The organism is Amycolatopsis sp. NPDC051716 (assembly GCF_040681595.1).
In the GTDB taxonomy this organism is placed as follows: Bacteria; Actinomycetota; Actinomycetes; order Mycobacteriales; family Pseudonocardiaceae; genus Amycolatopsis.
In genome coordinates this window covers 1-21,731 of the sequence record NZ_JBFAZA010000020.1, presented here as the reverse complement: position 1 = coordinate 21,731, position 21,731 = coordinate 1, and the positions used below count along the sequence as shown (strand labels likewise).

The 21,731-nt window shown below is 71.5% G+C and carries 25 protein-coding genes; 13 read left to right on the top strand and 12 right to left on the bottom strand.

What is annotated here, in order from left to right; translation table 11 throughout:
• Positions 1-231: 231 nt before the first annotated feature.
• On the top strand, positions 232-1,131 hold the full coding sequence (locus AB0M30_RS26445) for an SDR family oxidoreductase (protein ID WP_364588580.1): 900 nt from the start codon (positions 232-234) through the stop codon (positions 1,129-1,131).
• Here AB0M30_RS26445 and AB0M30_RS26440 read toward each other — a convergent pair.
• Entirely contained in the window at positions 1,128-2,984 is a 1,857-nt protein-coding gene (locus AB0M30_RS26440; protein ID WP_364588577.1) for an AMP-binding protein, read from the bottom strand. The two genes, AB0M30_RS26445 and AB0M30_RS26440, sit on opposite strands and share 4 nt — an antisense overlap.
• Before the next feature lie 212 nt (positions 2,985-3,196).
• Here AB0M30_RS26440 and AB0M30_RS26435 point away from each other — a divergent pair, with 212 nt between their 5' ends.
• The 5 genes from AB0M30_RS26435 to AB0M30_RS26415 all read left to right on the top strand — a co-directional run bounded on the left by AB0M30_RS26435 (position 3,197) and on the right by AB0M30_RS26415 (position 8,389).
• Positions 3,197-3,853 (top strand): transcriptional regulator, encoded by a 657-nt coding sequence (locus tag AB0M30_RS26435; protein ID WP_364588574.1) that lies wholly within the window; start codon positions 3,197-3,199, stop codon positions 3,851-3,853.
• Positions 3,854-4,451: 598 nt separating this feature from the next.
• The gene (locus tag AB0M30_RS26430) at positions 4,452-7,019 is read left to right on the top strand and encodes a nitrate- and nitrite sensing domain-containing protein (RefSeq protein ID WP_364588571.1); all 2,568 of its coding nucleotides are present in this window, start codon (positions 4,452-4,454) and stop codon (positions 7,017-7,019) included.
• Positions 7,019-7,438, top strand: coding sequence for a roadblock/LC7 domain-containing protein (locus AB0M30_RS26425; protein WP_004561732.1), 420 nt, complete (start codon positions 7,019-7,021; stop codon positions 7,436-7,438). Before AB0M30_RS26430 ends, AB0M30_RS26425 begins: the two co-directional genes overlap by 1 nt.
• Positions 7,435-7,806, top strand: coding sequence for a DUF742 domain-containing protein (locus AB0M30_RS26420; RefSeq protein ID WP_004561733.1), 372 nt, complete (start codon positions 7,435-7,437; stop codon positions 7,804-7,806). Before AB0M30_RS26425 ends, AB0M30_RS26420 begins: the two co-directional genes overlap by 4 nt.
• Complete coding sequence (locus AB0M30_RS26415) at positions 7,787-8,389, top strand: ATP/GTP-binding protein (RefSeq protein ID WP_103344348.1); 603 nt, start codon at positions 7,787-7,789, stop codon at positions 8,387-8,389. The genes AB0M30_RS26420 and AB0M30_RS26415 overlap by 20 nt, the downstream gene beginning before the upstream one ends.
• A gap of 22 nt (positions 8,390-8,411) precedes the next feature.
• On the opposite strand, the gene AB0M30_RS26410 is transcribed toward AB0M30_RS26415, so the two are convergent.
• On the bottom strand, positions 8,412-8,843 hold the full coding sequence (locus AB0M30_RS26410; protein WP_360179299.1) for a DoxX family protein: 432 nt from the start codon (positions 8,841-8,843) through the stop codon (positions 8,412-8,414).
• A 113-nt stretch (positions 8,844-8,956) separates the two neighbouring features.
• Between AB0M30_RS26410 and AB0M30_RS26405 the strand changes: the two genes are divergently transcribed.
• Entirely contained in the window at positions 8,957-9,424 is a 468-nt protein-coding gene (locus tag AB0M30_RS26405) for an NUDIX domain-containing protein (protein WP_364588566.1), read from the top strand.
• On the opposite strand, the gene AB0M30_RS26400 is transcribed toward AB0M30_RS26405, so the two are convergent.
• On the bottom strand, positions 9,414-10,061 hold the full coding sequence (locus AB0M30_RS26400; RefSeq protein ID WP_364588563.1) for an HAD family hydrolase: 648 nt from the start codon (positions 10,059-10,061) through the stop codon (positions 9,414-9,416). The two genes, AB0M30_RS26405 and AB0M30_RS26400, sit on opposite strands and share 11 nt — an antisense overlap.
• 28 nt (positions 10,062-10,089) lie before the next feature.
• Positions 10,090-10,608, bottom strand: coding sequence for an O-acetyl-ADP-ribose deacetylase (locus tag AB0M30_RS26395; RefSeq protein WP_364588560.1), 519 nt, complete (start codon positions 10,606-10,608; stop codon positions 10,090-10,092).
• Positions 10,609-10,638: 30 nt separating this feature from the next.
• Between AB0M30_RS26395 and AB0M30_RS26390 the strand changes: the two genes are divergently transcribed.
• Positions 10,639-11,073, top strand: coding sequence for a hypothetical protein (locus AB0M30_RS26390; protein WP_364588557.1), 435 nt, complete (start codon positions 10,639-10,641; stop codon positions 11,071-11,073).
• Here AB0M30_RS26390 and AB0M30_RS26385 read toward each other — a convergent pair.
• Together AB0M30_RS26385 and AB0M30_RS26380 are read right to left on the bottom strand one after the other, a co-directional pair.
• Entirely contained in the window at positions 11,070-11,861 is a 792-nt protein-coding gene (locus tag AB0M30_RS26385; RefSeq protein ID WP_364588554.1) for an alpha/beta hydrolase, read from the bottom strand. The two genes, AB0M30_RS26390 and AB0M30_RS26385, sit on opposite strands and share 4 nt — an antisense overlap.
• A gap of 82 nt (positions 11,862-11,943) precedes the next feature.
• Complete coding sequence (locus tag AB0M30_RS26380; protein WP_364588551.1) at positions 11,944-13,062, bottom strand: metallophosphoesterase; 1,119 nt, start codon at positions 13,060-13,062, stop codon at positions 11,944-11,946.
• A gap of 47 nt (positions 13,063-13,109) precedes the next feature.
• On the opposite strand from AB0M30_RS26380, the gene AB0M30_RS26375 reads away from it, so the two are divergent.
• Complete coding sequence (locus tag AB0M30_RS26375) at positions 13,110-13,406, top strand: DUF6412 domain-containing protein (RefSeq protein WP_364588548.1); 297 nt, start codon at positions 13,110-13,112, stop codon at positions 13,404-13,406.
• A gap of 62 nt (positions 13,407-13,468) precedes the next feature.
• On the top strand, positions 13,469-14,113 hold the full coding sequence (yidC, locus tag AB0M30_RS26370) for a membrane protein insertase YidC (RefSeq protein WP_364588545.1): 645 nt from the start codon (positions 13,469-13,471) through the stop codon (positions 14,111-14,113).
• Here yidC and AB0M30_RS26365 read toward each other — a convergent pair.
• Positions 14,096-14,509 (bottom strand): DUF1992 domain-containing protein, encoded by a 414-nt coding sequence (locus AB0M30_RS26365; RefSeq protein ID WP_364588542.1) that lies wholly within the window; start codon positions 14,507-14,509, stop codon positions 14,096-14,098. The two genes, yidC and AB0M30_RS26365, sit on opposite strands and share 18 nt — an antisense overlap.
• Positions 14,510-14,571: 62 nt before the next feature.
• On the opposite strand from AB0M30_RS26365, the gene AB0M30_RS26360 reads away from it, so the two are divergent.
• Positions 14,572-15,342 (top strand): TetR/AcrR family transcriptional regulator C-terminal domain-containing protein, encoded by a 771-nt coding sequence (locus tag AB0M30_RS26360; RefSeq protein ID WP_364588539.1) that lies wholly within the window; start codon positions 14,572-14,574, stop codon positions 15,340-15,342.
• Here the strand turns inward: AB0M30_RS26360 and AB0M30_RS26355 are convergent.
• The 3 genes from AB0M30_RS26355 to AB0M30_RS26345 form a co-directional block, all read right to left on the bottom strand.
• Positions 15,339-15,596: a hypothetical protein gene (locus AB0M30_RS26355; protein ID WP_360179281.1), complete on the bottom strand. Its 258-nt coding sequence runs from the start codon at positions 15,594-15,596 to the stop codon at positions 15,339-15,341. The two genes, AB0M30_RS26360 and AB0M30_RS26355, sit on opposite strands and share 4 nt — an antisense overlap.
• Positions 15,597-15,600: 4 nt before the next feature.
• On the bottom strand, positions 15,601-16,782 hold the full coding sequence (locus AB0M30_RS26350; RefSeq protein ID WP_364588536.1) for a lytic murein transglycosylase: 1,182 nt from the start codon (positions 16,780-16,782) through the stop codon (positions 15,601-15,603).
• 195 nt (positions 16,783-16,977) lie between these two features.
• A complete protein-coding gene (locus AB0M30_RS26345) occupies positions 16,978-17,892 on the bottom strand; it encodes a LysR family transcriptional regulator (RefSeq protein ID WP_364588533.1) in 915 nt (304 codons plus the stop codon).
• Between the two features lie 103 nt (positions 17,893-17,995).
• Between AB0M30_RS26345 and AB0M30_RS26340 the strand changes: the two genes are divergently transcribed.
• Both AB0M30_RS26340 and AB0M30_RS26335 read left to right on the top strand, forming a co-directional pair.
• The gene (locus AB0M30_RS26340; protein WP_364588530.1) at positions 17,996-18,691 is read left to right on the top strand and encodes an SDR family oxidoreductase; all 696 of its coding nucleotides are present in this window, start codon (positions 17,996-17,998) and stop codon (positions 18,689-18,691) included.
• An 88-nt stretch (positions 18,692-18,779) separates the two neighbouring features.
• Positions 18,780-19,475, top strand: coding sequence for a hypothetical protein (locus tag AB0M30_RS26335; protein WP_364588527.1), 696 nt, complete (start codon positions 18,780-18,782; stop codon positions 19,473-19,475).
• Positions 19,476-19,477: 2 nt separating this feature from the next.
• Here AB0M30_RS26335 and AB0M30_RS26330 read toward each other — a convergent pair whose 3' ends face one another.
• Both AB0M30_RS26330 and AB0M30_RS26325 read right to left on the bottom strand, forming a co-directional pair.
• Positions 19,478-19,918, bottom strand: coding sequence for a GNAT family N-acetyltransferase (locus AB0M30_RS26330; protein ID WP_364588524.1), 441 nt, complete (start codon positions 19,916-19,918; stop codon positions 19,478-19,480).
• A gap of 1,009 nt (positions 19,919-20,927) precedes the next feature.
• Positions 20,928-21,731, bottom strand: an 804-nt coding sequence (locus AB0M30_RS26325) for a DUF222 domain-containing protein (RefSeq protein ID WP_364588521.1), incomplete at its 5' end; no start/stop codon positions are given.

Below are 21,731 nucleotides of genomic sequence, written 5' to 3'. Positions count from 1 at the left end.
CACAGTATGCCGCCGGTTACGCGCCGATGTCCCCTGAATGCGAGCCAGTCACCCCCTCGTGACCGGCCCACGGGTACGTCCGGCTGATCGAACCGGACTCGCTCGGCGCAAGGCGGCGGCCGCTCGTCGTCGCGCCGATGCCGCGTTGGACCGAATGGGCCAAGACTGGACAGTGAGCCGGCCGGGGTGGACGGACCGCGCGCCGCCGGCGCTGCAGATCGGGGAGAAGCGATGGACGGGTTGATGGAGGGCAAGGCGGTCGTGGTCACCGGCGCCGGCCGGGGCCTGGGCGAAGCGTTCGCGGTGCACATCGCGCGCGCGGGCGGGGCAGTGGTGGTCAACGACGTCGACGCCGAGCTGGCGGAGCGGACGGCGGAGACCATCCGGGCGCACGGCGGCCGCGCCGTCGCGAGCGGGCACAGCGTGGCCGAGGCGGGAGAGGCGCAGGAGATCGTCGACCTGTGCGTCAAGGAGTTCGGCGGGATCGACGGGCTGGTCAACAACGCGGGGCTGAACTACGAGGCGCTGCCCTGGGAGGACGACGCCGAGCAGGCGCGGGAGCTCGTCGCGGTCAACGTCCTCGGCGTGGTGAACACCGGCCTGGCCGCGATCAAGGCGATGGTCGACGCGGGCACCGGCGGGTCGATCGTCAACATCTCCTCGGGTGCTTCGCTCGGGCAGCGCAAGCTCGGCGTGTACGCGGCGAGCAAGGGTGCGGTCGCGTCCCTGACCTACTCCTGGGCCCTAGACCTCGAGGACGTCGGGATCCGCGTCAACGCCGTCTGCCCGCTCGCGCACACCCGGATGGTGTGGAAGTCCGAACGCTCCCTGCGCGCCTGCCCGCCGGACCGCACGCCGTCGCGGATCGCGCCGGTCGTGCTGTTCCTGCTCGGTGAGGGTTCGGACGGCATCACCGGGCAGATGATCCGGTGCAACGGCCCGCAGCTGCACGTCATGGGCCAGCCGTTCCTCAAGCAGCCGATCCTCGAGCGCCCGGTGTGGGACACCGAGACCGTGCAGAAGGCGTTCGACGAGGTCTTCTCCGCCCACCTGGAGAACTACGGCCTGGAGAAGCGCGTCCCGCCGCGGCTGCGCAAGTGGACGGAGACGACCTCGCCCCGGACCGCCTAGGAACCCGCGGCCGGCTCGGGGTCGCGGGTCGCCGCGTAGAGAGCCTCGATGTCGGTCGAATACCGGTCGTTGATGACCCGGCGCTTGAGCTTGAGCGTCGGGGTCAGCTCGCCGGATTCGGGCGTCCACGCCTTCGGGAGCACGTGGTAGCGCTTGATCTGCTCGATCCGCGCGAGCCTGCTGTTGGCCGACTCGACCGCGCGTTCCAGCTCGGCCCGCACGGCCGGGTGGTCGGCGAGCTCTTCGGGGGCCGCTTCGACGCCGTTCGCCGCGGCCCAGCCGGGGGCGATCTCGTCGTCGAGCACGATCAGCGCCGTCACGTACGGGCGGTCGTCGCCGATCGCGACCGCCTGGCCGATCAGCGGGTGCTCCTTGAGCAGGCCCTCGACGCGGGTCGGCGCGATGTTCTTGCCGCTCGAGGTGATGATCAGTTCCTTCTTGCGGTCGGTGATCGTCACGAAGCCGTCTTCGTCGATCGTGCCGATGTCGCCGGTGGCGTACCAGCCGTCCGCGTCGGTGGCGTCGGCGATCGTCCCGTCCTCCTGGAGGTACCCGAGGAACACGATCGGCCCGCGCACCAGCAGCTCGCCGTCCTCGGCGACCTTCACCTCGACGCCCTCGACCGCCTTGCCGACGGTGCCCGCGCGGAACGCCTCCGCGGAGTTGGACGTCGCCGCGCCCGTCGTCTCGGACAGGCCCCAGACCTCGCAGATCTCGATGCCGAGCCCGGCCAGGAAGTAGATGATCTCCACCGGGATGGCGGCCGCGCCGCTGGAGGCGACGAGCACCTTGTCGAGCCCGAGCAGGGCGCGCACCGGCGCCAGCGCGGCTTCGTCGGCCTGCCGGATCTTCTCGGCCAGGTCCGCGGGCACCGGCTGGCCGGCGCTGCGCAGCTTGTAGCCCTGCTGCAGCAGCTCGTTCGCCTGCAGCAGCGCGGTGCGCCTGTCCTCCGGGACGCCGCCGAGCATGTTCTTCAGCCCGGCGACCATCTTCTCCCACACGCGCGGGACCCCGAAGAAGCTCTGCGGGTGCACCTTGCCGAGCGCGCCGACGACGCCCGTCGGGTCGGCGAGGGTGTGCACGTGCCCCGCCCAGACGATCGGCAGGTAGATCGACAGCTCGCGCTCGGCGATGTGCGCCAGCGGCAGGTACGCGATGTTCGTCGCGTGCATCGGCGGGTGGTGCAGCTCGGTGACCGCGTACGCCTGGTGGATCGCGTTGCGGTGCGAAAGGACGACGCCCTTCGGGTCACCGGTGGTGCCGGAGGTGTAGATCATGGACAGCGGGTCGTCCGGCTTGATCTCCTGCCAGGACTGCTCGAAGACGTCGGGGTCGGCGGCAAGCGCTTCCCGGCCCCGGGCGCGCAGATCGGCGAGGGAAACGAACCGGTCGTCGCCGCCGGGGATCGCGGTCTCGTCCATCACGACGACGTGCCGCAGCGCCGGCAGGTCGTCGAGCACCGGCCGCCAGCGCGCCAGCTCGCTCTCCCCGCCGAGCACCACGACCGGTGCCGCGCTGTGCCGCGCGACGAACCGGATCTGGTCCGGGCTGAGCGTGGCGTAGGCGGTGCAGGGGATGGCGGACAGGTGCGTCGCGGCGAGGTCGGCGACGATGTGGTCCGGGCAGCCGGGCGCCATGATCAGCATGCGGTCACCGGCGGCGAGCCCGAGCCCGGCGAGCCCGCGGGAGACCTCGGCGATCGCGGTGCGGAACTCCGCCCACGTCAGCGTCGGTTGTCCTTCGATGTCGAGCGAGGTGATCGCCGGCAGGTCCGGGTACTCGACCGCGTTGCGGTGCAGCAGCCGCGGGATCGTCTGGCCTTCGGTCTGCTCGGCGACGGACGGGGTGGTCAACGCTGGCCTCCTCGGTACTCCGGATGGCCACACTGTAGGGGCTCCCGGCGCAGGGGGATAGAGAATCGCGGCCACGTCAAGCGTCGCCGTCGAACCGGACATAGCGGTCAGGTCTCCACCACTGTCCACTGTGTACACGGGCGTCCGCGCCGGAACCGCGCTTCAATGGAGGGGCCGCTTCCACGAGGGACGGCGGACTCCGGGGGGAATCGATGACGCGGTCGGCGCGCAAGCTGCTCGATGAGATCCAGGCGGAACTCGCGCCGCGCGACGGCGACAACCGGCTCGTGCCGCTGATCGCCGCGGGCCGGGCCCCGCGTGCGGTGTTCGCCGCGCTCGCCGCCGAGGAGAAGCTGATCACGCTCAGCGACTGGCGCAGCTTCCACGCGCTGGCCGCCCGGGCCGACGAGCCGAACGCGCGCACCTTCTTCGGCGGCCTCGCGCCGGGAGAGCAGCAGGCGAACGGGATGCTCGACGCGTTGCTCGCGGCGACTGGTCCGGACCACGGGCGGGAATTGCCCCGCGCCGGCTGCCAGGTCTACCCGGCCTACGTCGCCTGGCTCGCGCTGAACGGCGAGTCGTCGGCGACCGCGGCCGGGATCTTCGCCAACTTCGCCGCCTTCGGCCGGTACTGCCGGGACGTCGCCGCCGGCATGCGGGAGCACTACGGCTTCACCGACGAGCAGTGCGCGTTTTTCGACTTCTTCGCTGCGGACGTTCCGGAAATAGAAGAACAAGCGCTCGCCGCGATCCAGGCCGGCCTCGACGCCCACCGGCTCGACGAACGCGAAGCGCACCGCTGCGCGCGGCTGTTCCAGAGCTACGAGCTGCTCTTCTGGAACACGCTGGCCGACGAGTTCCCGGGCTGAGCGCCCGTAGCGGCGGCGGAACCGGTACCGGGCCACCGCAGCGTGATCAACCGACCGCGAATGCGGAATGCCGGGAATTCGCACTCGGTCTCCGGCGAATCCGCGGCAGCGTTTCGCCGATCCTGCGCATTCCGCTTTCCCGGGGGTGTCCACTCCGGACGAAGGCGGGGTGCGGAGGTGTGAGTGCGGGTCCGTGATGTTTGTCACCGAACGATTCGTCGCTGTCGTACGTAGAGAGGCCGGCCCGGACGCGCGGCGGGGATCGGGAGCGCTCCCAGTGCTCACATCCGTACGGGGAACGAAAGTCGACCTGCGACGAAGGTCACGACTTACGGTGGTGGACTTTCCAAGCGCAGGCAGCGAGTGTTGAGGGGTCACCGTTTCAAGATCACGTTCTCGCCACGGACTTGACGCGCCCTGGAGGGCTGCCTAACGTCGTCGCGGGCGAAGCAGACCACGGTGATGTTGATCCGGCTGGTCGGAATCCGGGTGTCGAACGCCTCGGGCGACCCGAAACCATGTACTGCCGGAAGGAAAACGGACCCAGGTGAAGCAGATTTCTCTTCGACGCAACCGGGGATCCTCGATTCGGAAGCGCGTGCTCACGATCGCGCTCGTCCCCAGTATCGCGCTGTTGCTGGTCGGTGTGGCCCTCGCGGGCTACCTCATCTACGACGCGGTCACCGGCCGGGACTACACGAACCGCATCCGGGGCTCGGAAGCCCCGTCGATCCCCTTCCTCGCCTCCCTGCAGCAGGAGCGCCAGGCCACGCTGAGCTTGCTCGCGGGCCAGAGCAACCAGCGTGCCGTGCTGGCGGCCGTCCGGCCGAAGACGGACGAGAACGCCGCGAAGACGATCCAGTACCTCAAGGACAGCTTCGCCGACTACGACGACACCCCGCCGAGCGTGCTGAAGAACATCACCACGTTCTTCGGGCTGTACCAGCAGCTGCCGCAGAACCGGCAGGCCATCGACGGCGGCCAGATGCAGATCAACCAGGCCTTCGTCTACTACAACAAGATGATCGACCAGTTCACCGACGGCGTGGCCGGGCTCGCGCAGAACGCGCGCGGCGCCCAGAACGCCTTCGACCGGCTGACCGCCATCCCGCTGTTCACCGCGGCCGACGCGATGCAGCGCAGTGACGCGCTCGCCGCCGCCGGGCTGGCCGCGGGCGGGCTGAGCAACGACGACTTCCGGACCTACGTCGGTCAGGTCGGTGCCTACCACGCCCAGCTCGACGCCTCGGCGCCGAAGCTGATCCCCGAGGTCAAGGCCAAGTACGACGAGCTGCTGGCCAGCCAGCCGTGGCAGACGGTGAACCAGGTCGAAACCACGTTCCTGCGCGGTGACCTGTCGAAGCTGCCGGTGCCGCAGGACCAGTGGCGCACCGCCGCCCGCCAGGTCGGTTCCGCGCTGATGGGCATCTTCATCCTCCAGAGCTCCAACGCGAGCCAGGCCGCGATCAACGACGCGGACTCGACGTTCACCGAGTCGCTGATCGCCGGCGTAATCGCGGTCCTGTTCGCGGTCTTCGTGGTCTTCGTCGCCGTCCGGCTGTCGAACCGGCTCATCGGCCGCCTGCACCGGCTGCGCGAGGACACCCTCGACGCCGCCGAGGTCCGGCTGCCCGAGCTGGTGGCCCGGGTCCAGGCGGGCGAGCCCGTCGACCTCGAAGAGGGCGGGCACTTCCTCGACCACGGCACCGACGAGATCGGCCAGGTCGCCGACGCGTTCAACAAGGCGCAGCAGACCGCCATCGCGGCCGCCATCGAAGAGGCGAAGACCCGGGAGGGCACCAAGACGGTGTTCCTCAACATCGCCCACCGCAGCCAGGTCATCGTGCACCGCCAGCTCAAGGTGCTCGACCAGGCCGAGCGCAAGCAGGAGGACCCGGAGCAGCTGGACACCCTGTTCCAGCTCGACCACCTCTCCACCCGCGCCCGCCGCAACGCCGAGAACCTGATCATCCTCGGTGGCGGGCAGCCCGGCCGTCAGTGGCGCAACCCGGTCGGGCTCGCCGAGCTGGTCCGCGGCGCGTCCGCCGAGACCGAGGACTTCGCCAGGGTCAAGGCGGCGGTGCTGCCGCAGATCGCCGTCCGCGGCCCGGTCGTCGGCGACCTCGTGCACCTGCTCGCCGAGCTGATCGACAACGCGACGGCGTTCTCGCCGCCGCAGTCCCGGGTCGAGATCCGCGGCAACGTGGTCGGCAAGGGTGTCGTGATCGAGGTCGAGGACCAGGGCCTCGGGCTCGAGCCGGACCAGACCGAAGAGATCAACACGATGCTGGCCGATCCGCCGGACTTCGGGATCATGGCGCTGTCGGACGAGCCCCGCCTCGGCCTGTTCGTGGTCGCGCGGCTGGCCGCGCGGCACGGCATCCAGGTGCACCTGCGGGAGTCGGCCTACGGCGGCACCCGGGCCATCGTCCTGGTGCGCACCGACCTGCTCGCCCCGCTCGCCGAGATCGAGCCGGAGCAGCCGATCACCCCGCCGAAGCCGGAGCTCGTCCCCAATCTGGCCGAGCCCGAGACGACGGCCAACGACGAGGTCGCGCCGCTCAAGCGGCCGGTCCGCCGCCCGCCGCGGCACCGCACCGAGCCGCCCGCGGCCCCGCCGGCGCCCCCGACGGCTCCCGCGGCCGTGAGCCAGCCGCCGACGCCGGTGCCGCCGATGGCGGCCCCGCCGGTGACCGTCCCGCCGCCGGCCCCGGTCCAGCCGTCCGCCCAGCCGCCGTCCGCGCCGACGCCGGTCCCGGCCGGGTCCGTGTCGGAGCCGGTGAGCCAGCCGACCCAGGCCCAGCCCGTGGCCGCGGTCCGGCCGCCCGCCCCGCCCGCCCGGTCCTCGCGCCCGGCGCGGCCGTCCGCGCAGCAGCCGGTGTGGCCGCCGCAGGAGCCGCGGGCCGCGGCGACGCCCGAAAGCCGCCCGCAGCAGCCGCGCCGCCCGGAGGCGCCCGGCCGCCCGCCGCTGCCGCAGCGGCGACGCCAGCAGAGCCTCGTCCCGCAGCTGCGGGAGGATAAGCCGGCGACCGCGGAACGCGAAGAGGTCCGGCTGGATTCCCCGGAGGTCGCCCGCAGCAGGCTGTCCGCCTTCCAGCAGGGCACCCGGCGGGCCCGAGACGAAGAGTTTCCCGAGAACGACGACAGGTACGGAGAGCGCGAGTAATGGTCAACTCAGGCGCCCACGAGCTCGACTGGCTGCTGGACGACCTCGTCAAGCGGGTCGCCGGGGCGGACCGGGCGGTGGTGCTGTCCTCGGACGGCCTGCTCATCGGGAGGTCGGGCAACCTTTCCGAGGAGGACGCCGAACACCTGTCCGCGGTGGCTTCGGCGTTCCAGAGCCTGGCCCGCGGCACCGGGCGGCACTTCGGCGGCGGCAACGTCCGCCAGACGATGGTCGAGATGGACCACGCGTTCCTGTTCGTGACGGCGGCCGGGCGGGGCGCCTGCCTCGCCCTGCTGGCCCGCGAAGACGCGGACATGGGGCTGGTCGCGTACGAGATGAACCTGATGGTGAAGCGGGTCGGCCAGGTCCTCACCTCGGCCCCGCGGACCGGCGCCGGCGTTCAGCCCACGTCGCCATGAGCGCACGGCACGAAGCCTGGTTCGACGACGAGGCCGGCCCGCTGGTCCGGTCCTACGCGGTCACGGGCGGCCGCACCCGGTCGGACACGCTCGGGCTCGACCTCATCACGCTCGTGGTCGCCCTGCGCACCGCGCACGAAGCGGGCATGCTCGAACCGGAGTACGCGCGCATCATCGCGCTGTGCCAGCGGCCGGTCTCGGTGGCCGAGGTGGCCGCCCGGGTCGATCTCCCGCTGCCCGTGGTGAAGGTGATGCTGAGCGACCTCATCGAACAGAACCTGGTGCTGTTCCGTACCGCGGCACCGGTCCAGGAAACCCCCAACCGACACGTATTGCAGGCGGTTCTTGATGGCATCCGGAAACTCTGACCCCCGGCGGAACCTGACCGCGACCGCGGTCAAGGTACTCATCGCCGGCGGGTTCGGGGTCGGCAAGACCACGATGGTCGGTTCGGTGAGCGAAGTGCCGCCACTGCGGACCGAGGAGGTCATCACCACCGCGTCCGAGGGTGTCGACGACCTGTCCGGCGTCGAGCAGAAGACCACCACGACGGTCGCGCTCGACTTCGGCCGCATCACGATCAACCCCGACCTGATCCTCTACCTGTTCGGCACGCCGGGCCAGGACCGGTTCTGGTTCATGTGGGACGAGCTGGCCGAGGGCGCGCTCGGCGCCGTCGTGCTGGCCGACACGCGGCGGCTCGACAGCTGCTTCGCCGCGGTGGACTTCTTCGAGCGCCGCAACCTGCCGTTCGTCGTCGGCGTGAACTGCTTCGACGGCGCGTACCGCTACGGCACCGAGGAGGTCCGGCAGGCGCTCGACGTCGGCATGGACGTCCCGCTGCTGCTGTGCGACGCCCGTGAGCGCGACTCGACGAAGCAGGTGCTGACCAGCCTGATGGAACACGTGATGGCGCGGTCCGACCTCGCGGCCGCCCAGGGCGGTTACTGACCGGACCGCGCCCCCGGGCCCCTCAGCGCTTGATGAGGTTGTCGAGCGCGAGGCGGCCGGGGCCGATCGCGGCGAACAGCAGGAAGATCCACGAGTACACCGCGGCGGGCTCACCCATGTTCTGCAGCGGCAGCAGGCCCATCGGGGCGTGCACGGTGAAGTAGGCGTAGGCCATCACACCGGAGAGCAGGATCGCGGCCGGCCTGCTCGCCAGCCCGACGAGCAGCAGCGCGGCGCCCACGAGCTCGAAAACGCTGCCCCACCAGCCGGGGAACGAGCCGAACGGGACGCCGCCGCCCTGGCCGTCGATGCCGCCGAAGAGCCCGAATCCCTGCAGGCCGTGGAAGCCGAACAGGAACGAGATCACGATCCGGCTCGCGCCGATCACGAGGCCGGTGACCTGGGTCTTGGCCGGGGTGGTGGTGCGGGTTTCGCGGGCGATGGTGGCGGTCATGGTGGGGTTCCTTCCCTGGGTTTCCCTTGCTTCTGCCTACGCGTCGATCGGGCCCCGGCGGGTTTCGACACCCTCGCGGAAAAATCTTGGAAGAGTTTCGGGAGACTGTCTCCATGGCGGGCAAACAGAGTGCCGGGCTCCTGCTCTACCGTGGCCGCGGCGAAGACGTCGAAGTGCTGCTCGGGCACATGGGCGGGCCGTTCTGGGCGAAGAAGGACGCGGCCGCGTGGTCGCTGCCCAAGGGCGAGCTCGACCCGGACGAGTCCCCCGAGAAGGCGGCCCGGCGGGAGTTCGAGGAGGAGCTGGGGCTGCCCGCGCCCGAAGGTGAGTACGTCGAGCTGGGCGTGGTGAAGCAGTCGGGCGGCAAGGTCGTCACGGCGTGGGCGGTCGAGGCCGACCTCGATCCGGCCGCGGTGGTGCCCGGGACGTTCACGATGGAGTGGCCGCCGCGCTCGGGTCGTCAGCAGGAGTTCCCCGAGGTGGACCGGGTGGCCTGGTTCTCGCTGCGGGACGCCCGGGAGAAGCTGGTGAAGGGCCAGCTGCCCTTCCTGGACCGGCTGCTGGCGCTGGTCAGCGGCTGAGCAGCGCCTCGAGTGGCTTGGCGGTGAACGACGGCAGCACGACGTCCGCCTGCCCGAAGTCGAGGTTCCGGGTGATCGCGTTCGGCACGGCGACGCAGGTCAGCCCGGCGGCCTTGGCGGAGGTGACGCCGTGCGGGGTGTCCTCGAAGGCGATGGCCTCTTCGGCGGCGGTGCCGAGTGCGTCGAGGGCCGCGAGGTAAAGGTCGGGATCGGGCTTGGCTTTGTGCAGGTCCCCGGTGAGGACGGCGTCGAAGTAGCCGTCGATGCCGAGCCGTTCGAGGTGCGGGTTCACCCACGCCCCGGACGAGCTGGAGGCGACGGCCAGCTTGATGCCGTTCGCGCGCGCGGTTTCGAGGTAGCCGAGCACGCCTTCGCGGGGGCCGAGGTCCTCGAGCAGCCGGAGGACGTGCGCCCGGGTCCGCGGCCGCAGCGCTTCCGGGTCGATCCCGGGCGCGCGCTCGGCGAGCAGGGCGAACATGGCGGGCGTGGTGCGCTGGGTGCCGATGACGGCGTACCAGGCATCCAGCGGCAGTTCGGTGCCGTGTTCCCGGAAGACGGCCTGCCACGACTGCAGGACGGCGGATTCGGTGTCGGCGAGCGTGCCGTCGAAGTCGAAGACCAGGGCGCGGGTGGGCACGCCTGCACCCTGCCCGCTCGGTGATCGTTCAGGCAAGGGAGTTGTGACGAGCCCGAAAGGCCGCCATGGCCGCTTCGCCGCGCAGCGCGAAGACGACCTCTTCGATGGGGCCGGGTTCGGCGGCGGAGACGGTGCTGAGGGCGATTTCCGCGGCCGGCTCGAGGGGCCAGCGGTAGATGCCGGTGGAGATGGCGGGGAACGCGACGGTCCGGGCACCGAGGTCGTGCGCCACCCGCAGGGCGTTGCGGTGGCAGTCGGCGAGGAGCCCGGAGCGGTCTTCGGTGGCCGACCACACCGGGCCGACGGTGTGCACGACCCACTTCGCGGGCAGGTGGCCGGCGGTGGTGGCAACGGCCTGCCCGGTCTTGAGGCCCTTGCCGTAGTGCCCGGCCCGCAGCTCCCGGCACGCGGCCAGGATTTCGGGGCCGCCCTTGCGGTGGATGGCGCCGTCCACCCCGCCACCGCCGAGCAGCGAGGAGTTGGCGGCGTTGACGACCACGTCGACCTCGAGGGTGGTGATGTCGGCGTCGAGGATCCGGATGCGCATGGGTCCGATCCTGCCGGACACAATGGGTCCGTGCTGCTGGATTTCATCGCCGAGCTGGCCACCGAGGAGTACCTGCTCGAGCCGGCGGACCACCTCGCCGAAGTGCGGCAGAACACCTGGTCGCTGGGGGCGTCTCCGGAGGAGCGGACCGGGCTGACGGCCGAGGGCGTCGTCGCCGCCTTCGAAGCCGTTGCGCGGTCTCTCGATGCTCGCCTGCGTGGGCCGGCGACCTTCTACGTCTGGCACGACCGGCAGGCCGGGGCATTGAGGTCTTCCCTTACTTCCCTGGCCGCCGACGAATTGCTCTTCGGTGCGGAGTACGAGCCGTGCGGCGAGCTGGGGCCGATCGTCGAGGGGTTCCTCGCCGATCCGAGCCCCGGCTTTGTGGCGTGGAGCGCGCTCGGACCGGTTTCAGCCGATGAGCCCGACCCGCCGTTGTCCGTGTGGGTCCGGACGATCTCCTAAGCCAGGAAGAACTCCGTCAGCACCGGAGCCAGCGCCGGCGCCTTCACGATGTGCGTCTGGCCCGGCAGCGTCCGGTACTCCGCCGACGGCAGCACCTTCGCCAGCGACGCCACGCCGTTGCGCATCCAGTCCGGGCTGCGGCCTCCGTCGATCGCCAGTGCCGGGACCGTCACCTCCGGCCAGGCCGCCGGGAGGGGCTCGCCCGCCTGGTGGCCGATCACCAGCGCCGTGTCGTACGGGATCGTGTGGGCGACCCTCTTGAGCTTCGCCCAGAACGGCATGATCCGCATCATCGTCACGGTCGCGCCGCTCAGGCCGACGCCTTCGGTCATGAACATCTTGACCGCCTTGCCGCGCTTGCCTTCCTTCAGCGCCTGGTCGAGCCGCGTCGCGTAGCCGGCCGGGACGCGGGGGCGGGTGGCGTCGACGATGAACGGCGGCTCGTACAGCGCCAGCTTCGTCACGGGGAGGCTGCGCGCCGCTTCGAGGGCCAGGGCGGCGCCGGAAGAAATGCCGAACAGGAACGCCTCGCCGCCCGCCTCTTTGACGAGCGTCGCGACGTCCTCGACCTCGCGTTCGACCGTGTACGGCCCGGTGTCGCCGCTTTCGCCCCGGCCGCGCCGGTCGTAGGTGTACACGGTGAAGTGCGCGGCCAGCTCCCTCGCCAGCGCGTCGTTGGGGGACGAGCCGCGGTAGCACATCGCGCCGTCGACGAGGACGAGCGCGGGGCCGGCCCCGGCGCGGGTGTAGGCGATCTTCGTGCCGTCGGCAGAGGTGGTCGTCGTCATGCGGACAGCGTGACTCCGACGCTTCGATCTGTCAAGACAAAAAAAGTTGTCGGTAGCTCGGGAGACCGCGAGGGCAGAGGCGTCAGGCCGAACGCAGGGTGAGGAGCGTGATCTCGCTGGGCGCGAAGATCCGGAACGGCGGGCCCCAGAAGCCGGTGCCGCGGCTGTTGTACAGCTGGGTCTCGCCGTGCCGGCTCAGGCCGGACAGCGTCGGCTGGTCGAACCGCACCAGGAGGTGGAACGGCCAGATCTGCCCGCCGTGCGTGTGGCCGGAGATCTGCAGGTCGATCCCGGCCTCGCGGGCCTGCACGACCTGCTTCGGCTGGTGCGCGAGGAGCACCACCGGGACGCCGGCGGGCCGGCCGGCCAGCGCCGCGGCCAGGTCGGGACCGTGGCCGGGCAGCCCGGACGCCGCGCCGGTCGGGTCGTCGATGCCGGCGAAGAGGATCCGGTCGCCGCCGCGCTCGAGCAGGGTCGCGCGGTTGTGCAGGGTGTCCCAGCCGAGCCCTTCCATGTGGTCGAGCCACGCCTGGGCCTCACCGAAGTACTCGTGGTTGCCGGTGATGTAGAACCGCCCGAGCCCGGCCTCGACGCCGCCGAGCGGGTCGACCTGCTTGCGGCGCTTGGCCACCGCGCCGTCGGCGAGGTCGCCGGCGTGGCAGACGACGTCCGCCTCGAGCGCGTTGACCGCCGCGACGACCTCCTCGGACCACTTCGTCCGGTCGATCGGCCCGAAGTGGGTGTCGGTCAGCACCGCGACGCGCAGGCCGTCGAGCCCCGGCCCGAGCCGCGGGACGGCGACGTCGACCGCCTTCACCGGCGGCACGCGCATGGCGACGCGGTGGCCGTGCACGAGCAGCCCGGCGGCGATCAGCGCGGCCGCACCCGCGACGATCCGCGACCGCGCCGGGTCGTCGACGCCCAGCAGCGCGACCCGCAGCACCAGGCTCAGGATCGACCAGCTGAACAGCACCCAGATCACCGCGAGCAGCGTGTCGCCGAGGCGGGCGGCGCCGTCGCGCTGGCGGCGCCCGTGGCCGCGGACCATCGCGACCGGCATCGTCACCAGGCCCAGCACGAACACCGCCGTCCCGGCGATCGTCCCCGCGGTACCCCAGTCCGGCGCCAGCACCAGCGTCCACCACGGAACGGTGAACAGCAGCAGCAGTGCCAGGACCGGCACGACCCATCGGCCTCTCATCGAACCAGGTTACAGCCCATCGGGCTGTTAGCGTTTTCGCTACTCTGGTGGGGGAAGGAAGGGGGGACGCCGTGCACACGTTGCTCGAGCTGGCGTTCCCCGCGCTGGTCAGCCCGGCCGCGCTGGTCGCCTTCGCCTCCCTCGCGGCCGCGAGCCTCCTGGTCGTCCTGCTGGCCGGCAGCACACACCGCGCCGAGCTCGCGATGTGGTCGGCGCCGGTGCGCAGCCGCGCCACGGCGTTGCGCCGCCGGGCCCGGCGTGCCGAGTCGATCCGCCTCCGCGACCCGGGCCGGCCGGGCCGAAGCCGCCCACGAGCACCCGGTTCCCGCAGCACGGCTGCGTAGGAACCACTTCAGCGCAGCCATTCCGCTCACCCCACCTCTTCCACTCAAGCGGAGTGCTGCCCATGTTCGGCTTTCTCGACGTGCCCGTCGAAGGCGCGTACCACCTGATCCACGTGCTCACCGGCCCCCTCTCGACGGCGCTGGCCATCGTCGTGTTCACCCTCGGCGTGCGGCTGCTGCTGCACCCGCTCGCCCGGTCGGCCGCCCGCGGCGAACGAGCGCGAACCGCCCTGCTGCCCGAGATCCAGGCCTTGCGGGAAAAGCACGGCCGTGACCGGGAAAAGCTGGCCGCGGAGATGACGAAGCTGCAGCAGGAGTCCGGAACGTCCCTGTTCGTCGGCTGCCTGCCGATGCTGCTGCAGCTGCCGTTCTTCACGGTCATGTACCGGCTGTTCACCACGGCCACGATCGGCGGCGAACCCAACTCGCTGCTCGGCGCGACCCTGCTCGGGACGCCGCTGGGCGCGCACGGCCTGGCCGGCAGCCCGCTCGTGTTCGTGATCGCGGCCGGGCTCGCCGTCGTCGCCTGGTTCTCGGTGCGCAGCCAGCCGGCCACCGTGGACGCCCCGGGCGGGAAGCTGCTACGGCTGCTGCCCTACGGCACCGTGCTCGCCACGCTCGTCGTCCCGCAGGCCGCCGGGATCTACCTGCTCACCACCACGGCGTGGAGCGCGGCGGAACGGGCGTTGCTACGACGCGGCTCGTGACCGCCGCCAGTCCTCGACCGCCTCTTCGACGTCCACCAGCGCCACCGTGAGCGGGGGACCGGAGAGGTGGTTGAGGTAGGCCTGGCGGATCCGCTCGTTGAGGTCCTCGACGAGCTCCCGCACCCGCCGTTCGGTGCGCTCGGCGGCGAGCTTCCCCGGCAGGTCCTGGACTTCCCGCTTGAGCGCGAGCGACGGCGGCAGCAGCACCGTCGTGTCGTGGCCGCCCTTCTGGACTTCGCGGAGCACCCAGTCGGTCACGGCGTCGTTGCCGGTGGGCTTGGGCAGCGGCTTGCCGGTGCCGGGCAGGTCGTCGAACTCGCCGCGCTCGCGCGCTTCGGCGATCTGCCGGTCGACCCACCAGCGGAAGGACACCTTCGGTGGTTTGCGCCTGCTCATCTCCTCGCACCCCCTCCGTCCACTCTCCAGGGTAATGTCCGGATGACGAGCGAGGGGACCGCATGACCGTCGAACGCAGTGGCGCCGAGGACGTCGACCGGACGCTCGCGCTGCTCTGGCGCACCCGCGGCGGCGGTGCCGAACCGACCAGGGGCCGCCGCCCGACGCTGACGATCGAGCGGGTCGTCGCCGCCGCGATCGCGGTCGCGGACGCCGACGGGCTCGCCGCCGCGTCGATGCACCGCGTCGCCAAGGAGCTCGGCGCCGGCACGATGACGCTCTACACCTACGTGCCGGGCAAGGCGGAGCTGGTGGACCTCATGGTCGACGACGTGCTCGTCGGGCGCCGGCTGCCCGGGCCGGGCGAGCCACGCCGCGGGGACTGGCGCGAGCAGGTGGCGCTCTACGCCGAGCGGACCCGGCAGGTCTACCGCGACCACCCGTGGCTGTGCGAGGTCTCGCGCGTCCGGCCGCCGCTGGGCCCCGGCCAGCTGGCGGGCCAGGAGTACCTGCTGTCGATCATGGACGCGCTCGGGCTGCCGCCGCGGCAGGCCGTCGCGGCGGCCAACGGGATCGGCACGTACGTCGACGCGAACGCCGCACTCGGTGCGGAGAACACCCGGCTGGAGCGCAGCACCGGCCAGTCGACCGAGGCGTGGTGGCACCAGCGGTCATCGTTCTGGGAAAACTACTTCGTCGTCGACGCGCACCCGGCGATGAACCGCATCTGGCTCGGCGGGGGCTTCGACCAGAGCGCCAAGGCGCAGGGCGACACCGCGTACGAGTTCGGCCTGAACCGGATGCTCGACGGCATCCAGGCCCTGGTGGACTAGCGCCGGCTGCGCCACCGCAGCCGGCGTCGCTCCTGCTGGGGCACCGAAGCCGGCTGCGCCGTCCCGGCCCGCAGGACGTCCCGGCAGACCGGGTCGAACCGGCCGGGTTCTTCGATCATCGGCGCCGCCAGCACGACGTGCCCGCACACCGCCCGGAACCGCCCCTCGTGCCGGCCCGCCGCGAACTCCTCTTCGGTGACGGCATGGGTGTAGCCGTCGGTGTCGCAGCGGATGTGCACCAGGAACGGCTCCACCTGTTCACCCGGCCGAACTGGTCGAGGTGGTCGAGGTGGGGGCGTCCGTCGAGTCGGCCGGGGCGGCGGCCGTCGACGACGGCGGCGGGGTGGTGGTGCTGCTGGTCGTGGCCGGCGGCGGCGTGGTCGGGTCCGTCGAGGGCGGCGTGACCGGGTCCGAGGACGTCGGCGTGGTCGGCGCCGGGGACGTCGGCGTGGTCGGGGTGGCCGGGTCCGGCGAGGCCGGCGTCGTCGGCGTCGTGGTGCCCGGGGTCTCCGTCAGCGGGCTGTCGACCGGCGGCGCGGGCGGCGCCGGGACGCCGACCGGGGATCCGGCCGCGGCGGCGTCCGGCGCGTTCGGCACGCCGATCGGCACCTGGCTGTCGGGCAGCTGGGCCACCCCACCGCGGTAGGCCGACGCCCAGGCCAGCACGGTGTCCACATAGGACTGTGAGTTGTTGTAGCGGCGCACGGCGATCCGCTGGCCCGCGTCGGTGGAGAGGTCGAGGCCGCCCGAGCACAGGTAGCGCGCGGTGGCCAGCGTCTCGTCGTAGATGTTGTTCGGGTTCGACACGCCGTCGCCGTTGCCGTCGGAGGCGTAGCCGCGCCACGTCGACGGGATGAACTGCGTCGGGCCGACCGCGCGGTCCCACACGGTGTCGCCGTCGTACTTGCCGCCGTCGGTGTCCGCGATCGCGGCGAACGCGCCCGCGCCGTTGAGCACCGGGCCGAGGATCGGCTCCAGCGTGTCGCCGTTGGCGTTGACGTACCCGCCGCGGGCGTGGTTCGACTCGATCCGGCCGATGCTGGCGATCAGCGCCCAGTCGAGGTGGCAGTTCGGCTGTTCCTTGGCGAGGATGTCCGCGGCGTTCTTGTACGCCTTGAGCATGCTCCCCGGGATGCCGAGCGATCCGGAGATGCCGGCGGAGCCGGCCCGCCCGCCGGGCACGACCAGCGGTTCGGGCAGCGGCGGCTGGGGCAGGCTGCCGTCGACCGCGATCGGCGGCATGACGATGTTCGGCTGCTGCGGCCGCGGAGCGGCGGCGATGGCCTGGTCCGGCTGGGTGTCCCCGGCGTTGGCCACGACGACCGGCGCGGGCAGGCCCGTGGTCAGCGTCGGCAGCACGACGAGCGCCCCACCCGCGAGCGCGGCCGCGGCCCGGCGGACCGAACGCGCGCTCGTTCGACGTGGCCGGTGCTTGGGCATGGTCGTCCCCGCTTCCCTCGATCTGTCGCTGATCGCCTCACCCGATCGGCCTCACCCACCGGTACTGACCGGTAGGAGCAAGCTATCCGATGGAACCAAACTTTGGCGAATGCCACAGCCAAATCGACCCTGGATGGAGAAGTTCGTCTGGATGGCACAAAACCTTCGTAGGAAATCTGTCAGATTCACCAGGACTTAACGGGGCGCTGCGGACAGTTTGTCCGACAGGACACCCGGCACGGTGAGCCCGCGGTGCGTCACGTCCGCGGAAAAACGCCGCACGAGCGGATCCGACGGCGTCGCGGTGAACGTGACGACGTCCCGGTGCAGCGGGGGCTTCAGCCGACGCAGCGCCCCCGGGAAGGTCCGAGTCAGCGCGGTGGTCGGGACCAGTGCCACCCCGAGCCCCGCCGCGGCCAGCTGAGCCGCGGTCGCCGCCTGTTTCGTCCGCATCACCGCGTCCAGCACCGTCCCGCAACGCGCAGCCTCCTGATCGAGCCAGCCTCCGAGACCATTGTCCCGGTGGTAGTGCACCACCGGAATGCCCGCGAGGGCGGTCATCGGGACGCCCGCCCGGGCAGCGAGCGGGTGGTCCGCGGCCAGGGCCACGACGATCTCCTCGCGCCCCACCACCTCGGCGGACCCGGTCCAGCGGCTCGGCCGTGGCCCGACCGCGATGTCCGCTTTGCCCGTTTCCAGTGCTTCGGCCAGCGCGTCCGCACTCGTGGTCTCGGTCAGCGTGAGCAGCACTTCCGGCCGGTGGCGGTGCCAGGCGCGCAGGACGGGGGCGAGCAGCCCGGCGGTCATGCTCTCCGCGCACGCGACGCGCAGGGTGCCTTCGCCGCCCGCGGCCACCGCACGGCCGGTCCGGACCACCCGTTCGGCGGCGGCCAGCGCCGCCCGCGCGTCCGCGAGCACCGCCCGCCCGGCCGCGGTGGGGCGGACCCCGCGGGGCAGCCGTTCCAGCACCGGCGTCCCCAATTCCCGTTCGAGCGCGCCGATCTGGTGGGACAGCGCGGGCTGCGACAGGTGCAGCCGGGCGGCCGCCTCGGTGATCGAGCCCGCGTCCAGGACCGCGACCAGGCATTCGAGCGCGCGCAGCGTCGGCATTCGCGAATTCTATCGCAACAATCGAAAACCTTCGGATCGCGACGGGATTGTTCCGGGGCCGCCCGGCGCTGAACGCCGTGTGCGAGACGAAAGGAGCACGGAAATGTCGTTCGAGGGAAAGCGGCTGGTCATCGTGGGCGGCGGCTCGGGCATCGCCCGGCGGATCGCGGTGGACGCGGGCGCGGCGGGCGCGGAAGTGATCTGGGCCGGCCGCCATCCGGCAGTGCTGGTGGAGCGGGGTGTCCGGGCCGCGTTCGCGGATCTCGGGGAGGAATCGTCGTTGAAAGCGCTTGCCGAAGAAGTGGGCGAAGTGGACTTCGTGGTCTCGCTCGCCGCGGCGCCGGCGAACGGCCCGGTCGCGACGCTGGAGCGGGCCGCCGTCGCGCGGGCCTTCGACGCCAAAGTGGTCGGTCCCCTGATGCTCGCCAAGCACTTCGCACCGCGATTCCGCGAAGGTGGGGCCATGGTGTTGTTCTCCGGCGTCGCCGCCTGGCGCCCGGCGCCGGAAAGGACGGTCATGGCGACCACGAACGGCGCGGTCGTGTTCCTCGCCGAAGCGCTCGCCGTGGCTCTCGCGCCGGTCCGGGTCAACGCGATTTCCCCGGGCATCGTCGACTCGGGTGCGTGGGACGGGCTCGGCGAGGCGAAGGCGGAATTCTTCCGCCGGACCGCGGACGCGAATCCGGCCCGCCGGGTGGGCCGGCCCGAGGACGTTTCGGCCGCCACGCTGCACCTCTTGGCGAACCCGTTCGTCACGGGTTCGGTGCTGCATGTGGACGGTGGCGGCCGGCTTGGGTGAGCGAGCCTTTACACGGCCTTGAAGCGTTCCTATGATCGGCCGTCCGGACGCGTTGCCGCCCGTTCGGACGGCCCAGGTGGAGGGTTTGATGGCACGTAGGGCTCCGCGCCGCGAGGTGGTCACCGTCGCCGAGCTGCTGGTCCGGTCCGACGCACCCCTTGATCGTTACCGCGACGAGGACACCGTGGTGTTCCCGCGGGTGGCGCGTCACCGGGAGAAGCCGCAGGTCTTGCGTTCGCTGACGCGGTTGCGGATGTTGTCCGTGGTCGCGGGGGCGCTGGCGCTGACGGGCGGGGTCAGCGCGGCGGTGTCGATGCCGTCCTCGCGCGACCTGGGCGCGGCCTGGCCGCCGGTCGGCTTGGAACCCCCGGCGGTGGCGCTGGTCCCGCTGCCGGCGGACGTCGTCGTGCCGCCGGCCAAACACGCGCCGCCGCCCACGGCTCCGGTGGCTCCGGAATCCGTAACACCGCCACCCTCGCCGGACGGAATTTCCCCGGCAGCCGTCGATCCTGAATCGGATTCCGTCGCCCCGGCGGGGCACCGCGGAACGTTGGCCCGGGCGGTGAAGATCGTCGACAAGGTCAAGGCCCCGGTGAAGGCGAAGCCGAACCCGCCGGAGCAGGCGGCGCCGGTGCGCCACGAGACCCCGGAAATTCCGCTTTGGTCGCGCGGCCGCCCGGGAACCCCGGACTGGCCGGCGATGTGGGGCGCCCGCCGCCCGGCCGGCTTCTCCTTCGGCGAGCACCACCACGGATGCGGCGGCGGTGGCCGTCACCGCCGCTGAGGTCAGGTGCCGAGCGGAATCTGGTACTGCATGAAGCCCTTGTCGAGCGCGACCTGGTCATAGAGCCGCCGGGCGGTCGTGTTCGAGGTTTGGGTGTGCCAGTAGAGGCGCACGCACCCCCGCGCTCGCGCCCACCCGGCAACGGCCTCGATCAGGGCGCGCCCGGCCCCGCGCCCGCGGGCTTGGGTATCGGTGAAGAGATCCTGCAGGTAGCAGACGTCGGCGGAGGTGGTGCTGGCGTGCGTGAGGAAGTGGACGATGCCGACGAGTTCGCCGTCGTCCCACGCGCCGAGGGCGTGCATCCGTTCCCCACGGGCGAACTCCCGCCACGCCCGGTCAACCAGTTCCGGCGCGAGGGTCCTGCCGTAGAACGTGTTGTAGCCGGCGAACAGGTTTTCCCAGGCAGGACGGTCATTTTCGGTCAGGCCCCCGATGGTGATCATGGTCCGAGGCTAACGCGCGGCAGACACGCATCGGACACAACTCGCGAGTAAGGTGACGAACCCGAATCAAATTCATAGAATCGCGGAGCCCGGGTCGGCGAAAGCAGCGGAGGTTCTCGATGGCGCGCACGGCGCACCGTGCCAGTGGCAGCCGCGTCTCGGTGGGGGAGCTGATGCTGCGGCCGGATGTCCGCGGTCGCCGCCGCCCCGAAGATCTCGAAGTACTGGAGCTGGCCTACCGGATGCGCCGCCGAACCGGCCCCGAGGTGGCGGTCCAGGTTCCATCTCCGGGAGCCCGAGCACTGGCAGCGGTGACTGCTCTTTGGCGGCGCAGGCCGAGGTAATCGCGGCGGTTTCGCTGCTGTTGGTGGGCTTTCGGCTGGTCACGCGAGTGGGCTTCGGCGATCGTCGGCTGGAGGGACTCCGGTATGCCGCCGGTTCTCCGGCGGAGTGGTGCCGGGGCTGGTGACGGCAGCGCCGGCGGGTGCGGGCACGACATGGCCTGGCCTTGGTTGCCGGATGGCCGGTGGGTCGGCTGGGTGCGGGCCCTCGAGTCGCCGGGCTGGGTGGCGGACCGTTGGCGGAACTTGCTGGGCGCGGGCTTCGGCTGTGGGGTGGAGCCGCTGTCAGAGTTAGCTGGGCGCGGGCCTTTCGCGGTTGGTGTGGGGCGCGCAGGCTTGGCCCGTGGGGTACGGGGTGGAGCCGCTGTTCAAGACGGAACTTGCTGGGCTCGGACCTTCCCGCGGTTGGTCTAGGCGATGCGCACGGCCTGCGTGACAACCTGCCGAGTCCTCGTGACGCCCGGGTAAGTCGGGTCGTGCGGTTCAGATCCTTTTGCCTGCGGGGGTTGAGGGGGGCGCCGTTGATAGTGCTCGTCGGGCATGGGCTCTTCGGCGGTGTGCCTCGCTTGTGGGCGGGGTTGCCGTTGGCGGTGTTTCTGGCCACGGATCTCTTCGCAGTGGGCGTGGGTGTGGGCCCGCAGCCGTGTGGCTGCGGGCCTTTCCCGTGTTCAGGCTGCGAATGGCAGCGGTTCGTGGATGTTGTTACGTCTGGGTTTTCGGCGCCTGTCGATGAACACCGGTGGCAGGAACTCCGGCAGGCCGTCGAGGGCGATGTGGACTTCCCAGCCGGAGCGGTGCAGGAGTCGGTGGTGGTGGGCGCACATCAGGACCAGGTTGGTGAGGTCGGTGGGTCCTCCGTCGGCCCAGTGGCGGATGTGGTGGCCTTGGCAGTGTCGTGGTGGTCGGTGGCAGCCGGGGAAGGCGCAGCCGCGGTCGCGTAGGTACAGGGCGCGGCGGAGGCCGGCGGAGATGAGGCGGCGGAGGCGGCCGAGGTTGAGGGGTTCGCTCTTGTCGCCCAGGACGGCGGGGATGAGCATGCTGTCGCAGGCGTGTATCCGGGCTTCGGCGGCGGTCATTTCGCCGGTGTCGCCGAGGGTGGCTGTCCCGACGCCGGTCTTGAGGTCGGCTAGCGACACCGCGACCATCACGTGGGCTCGTTCTCCGGCCTGCATGGGCAGATCCGGGGAGTTCAAAGCAAGGTCGACCGCGTCGGAGAAAGCATCGCCGTAACGCTGAGGCAGCGTTCGGTGGTCGGGGCCCTCGTCGCCGGTGCGGCGTTGGGCCAGCGCATCGAGCAGGGCGCTGGCGCGAGTGCCGGTCTCGTCATCGAACCTGCCGTTCAGCTCCCAGATCCCGGAGCGCTTGCGGCGCAGGAAGAGTTCCCGGGTCGGGGCGGCGGGTTCGGAGTCAGAGGGTTCGGCGCCGTCAGGAGCGAGGTGGGCGAGGATGCGGGCCCCGAGGGCGGCGACCTG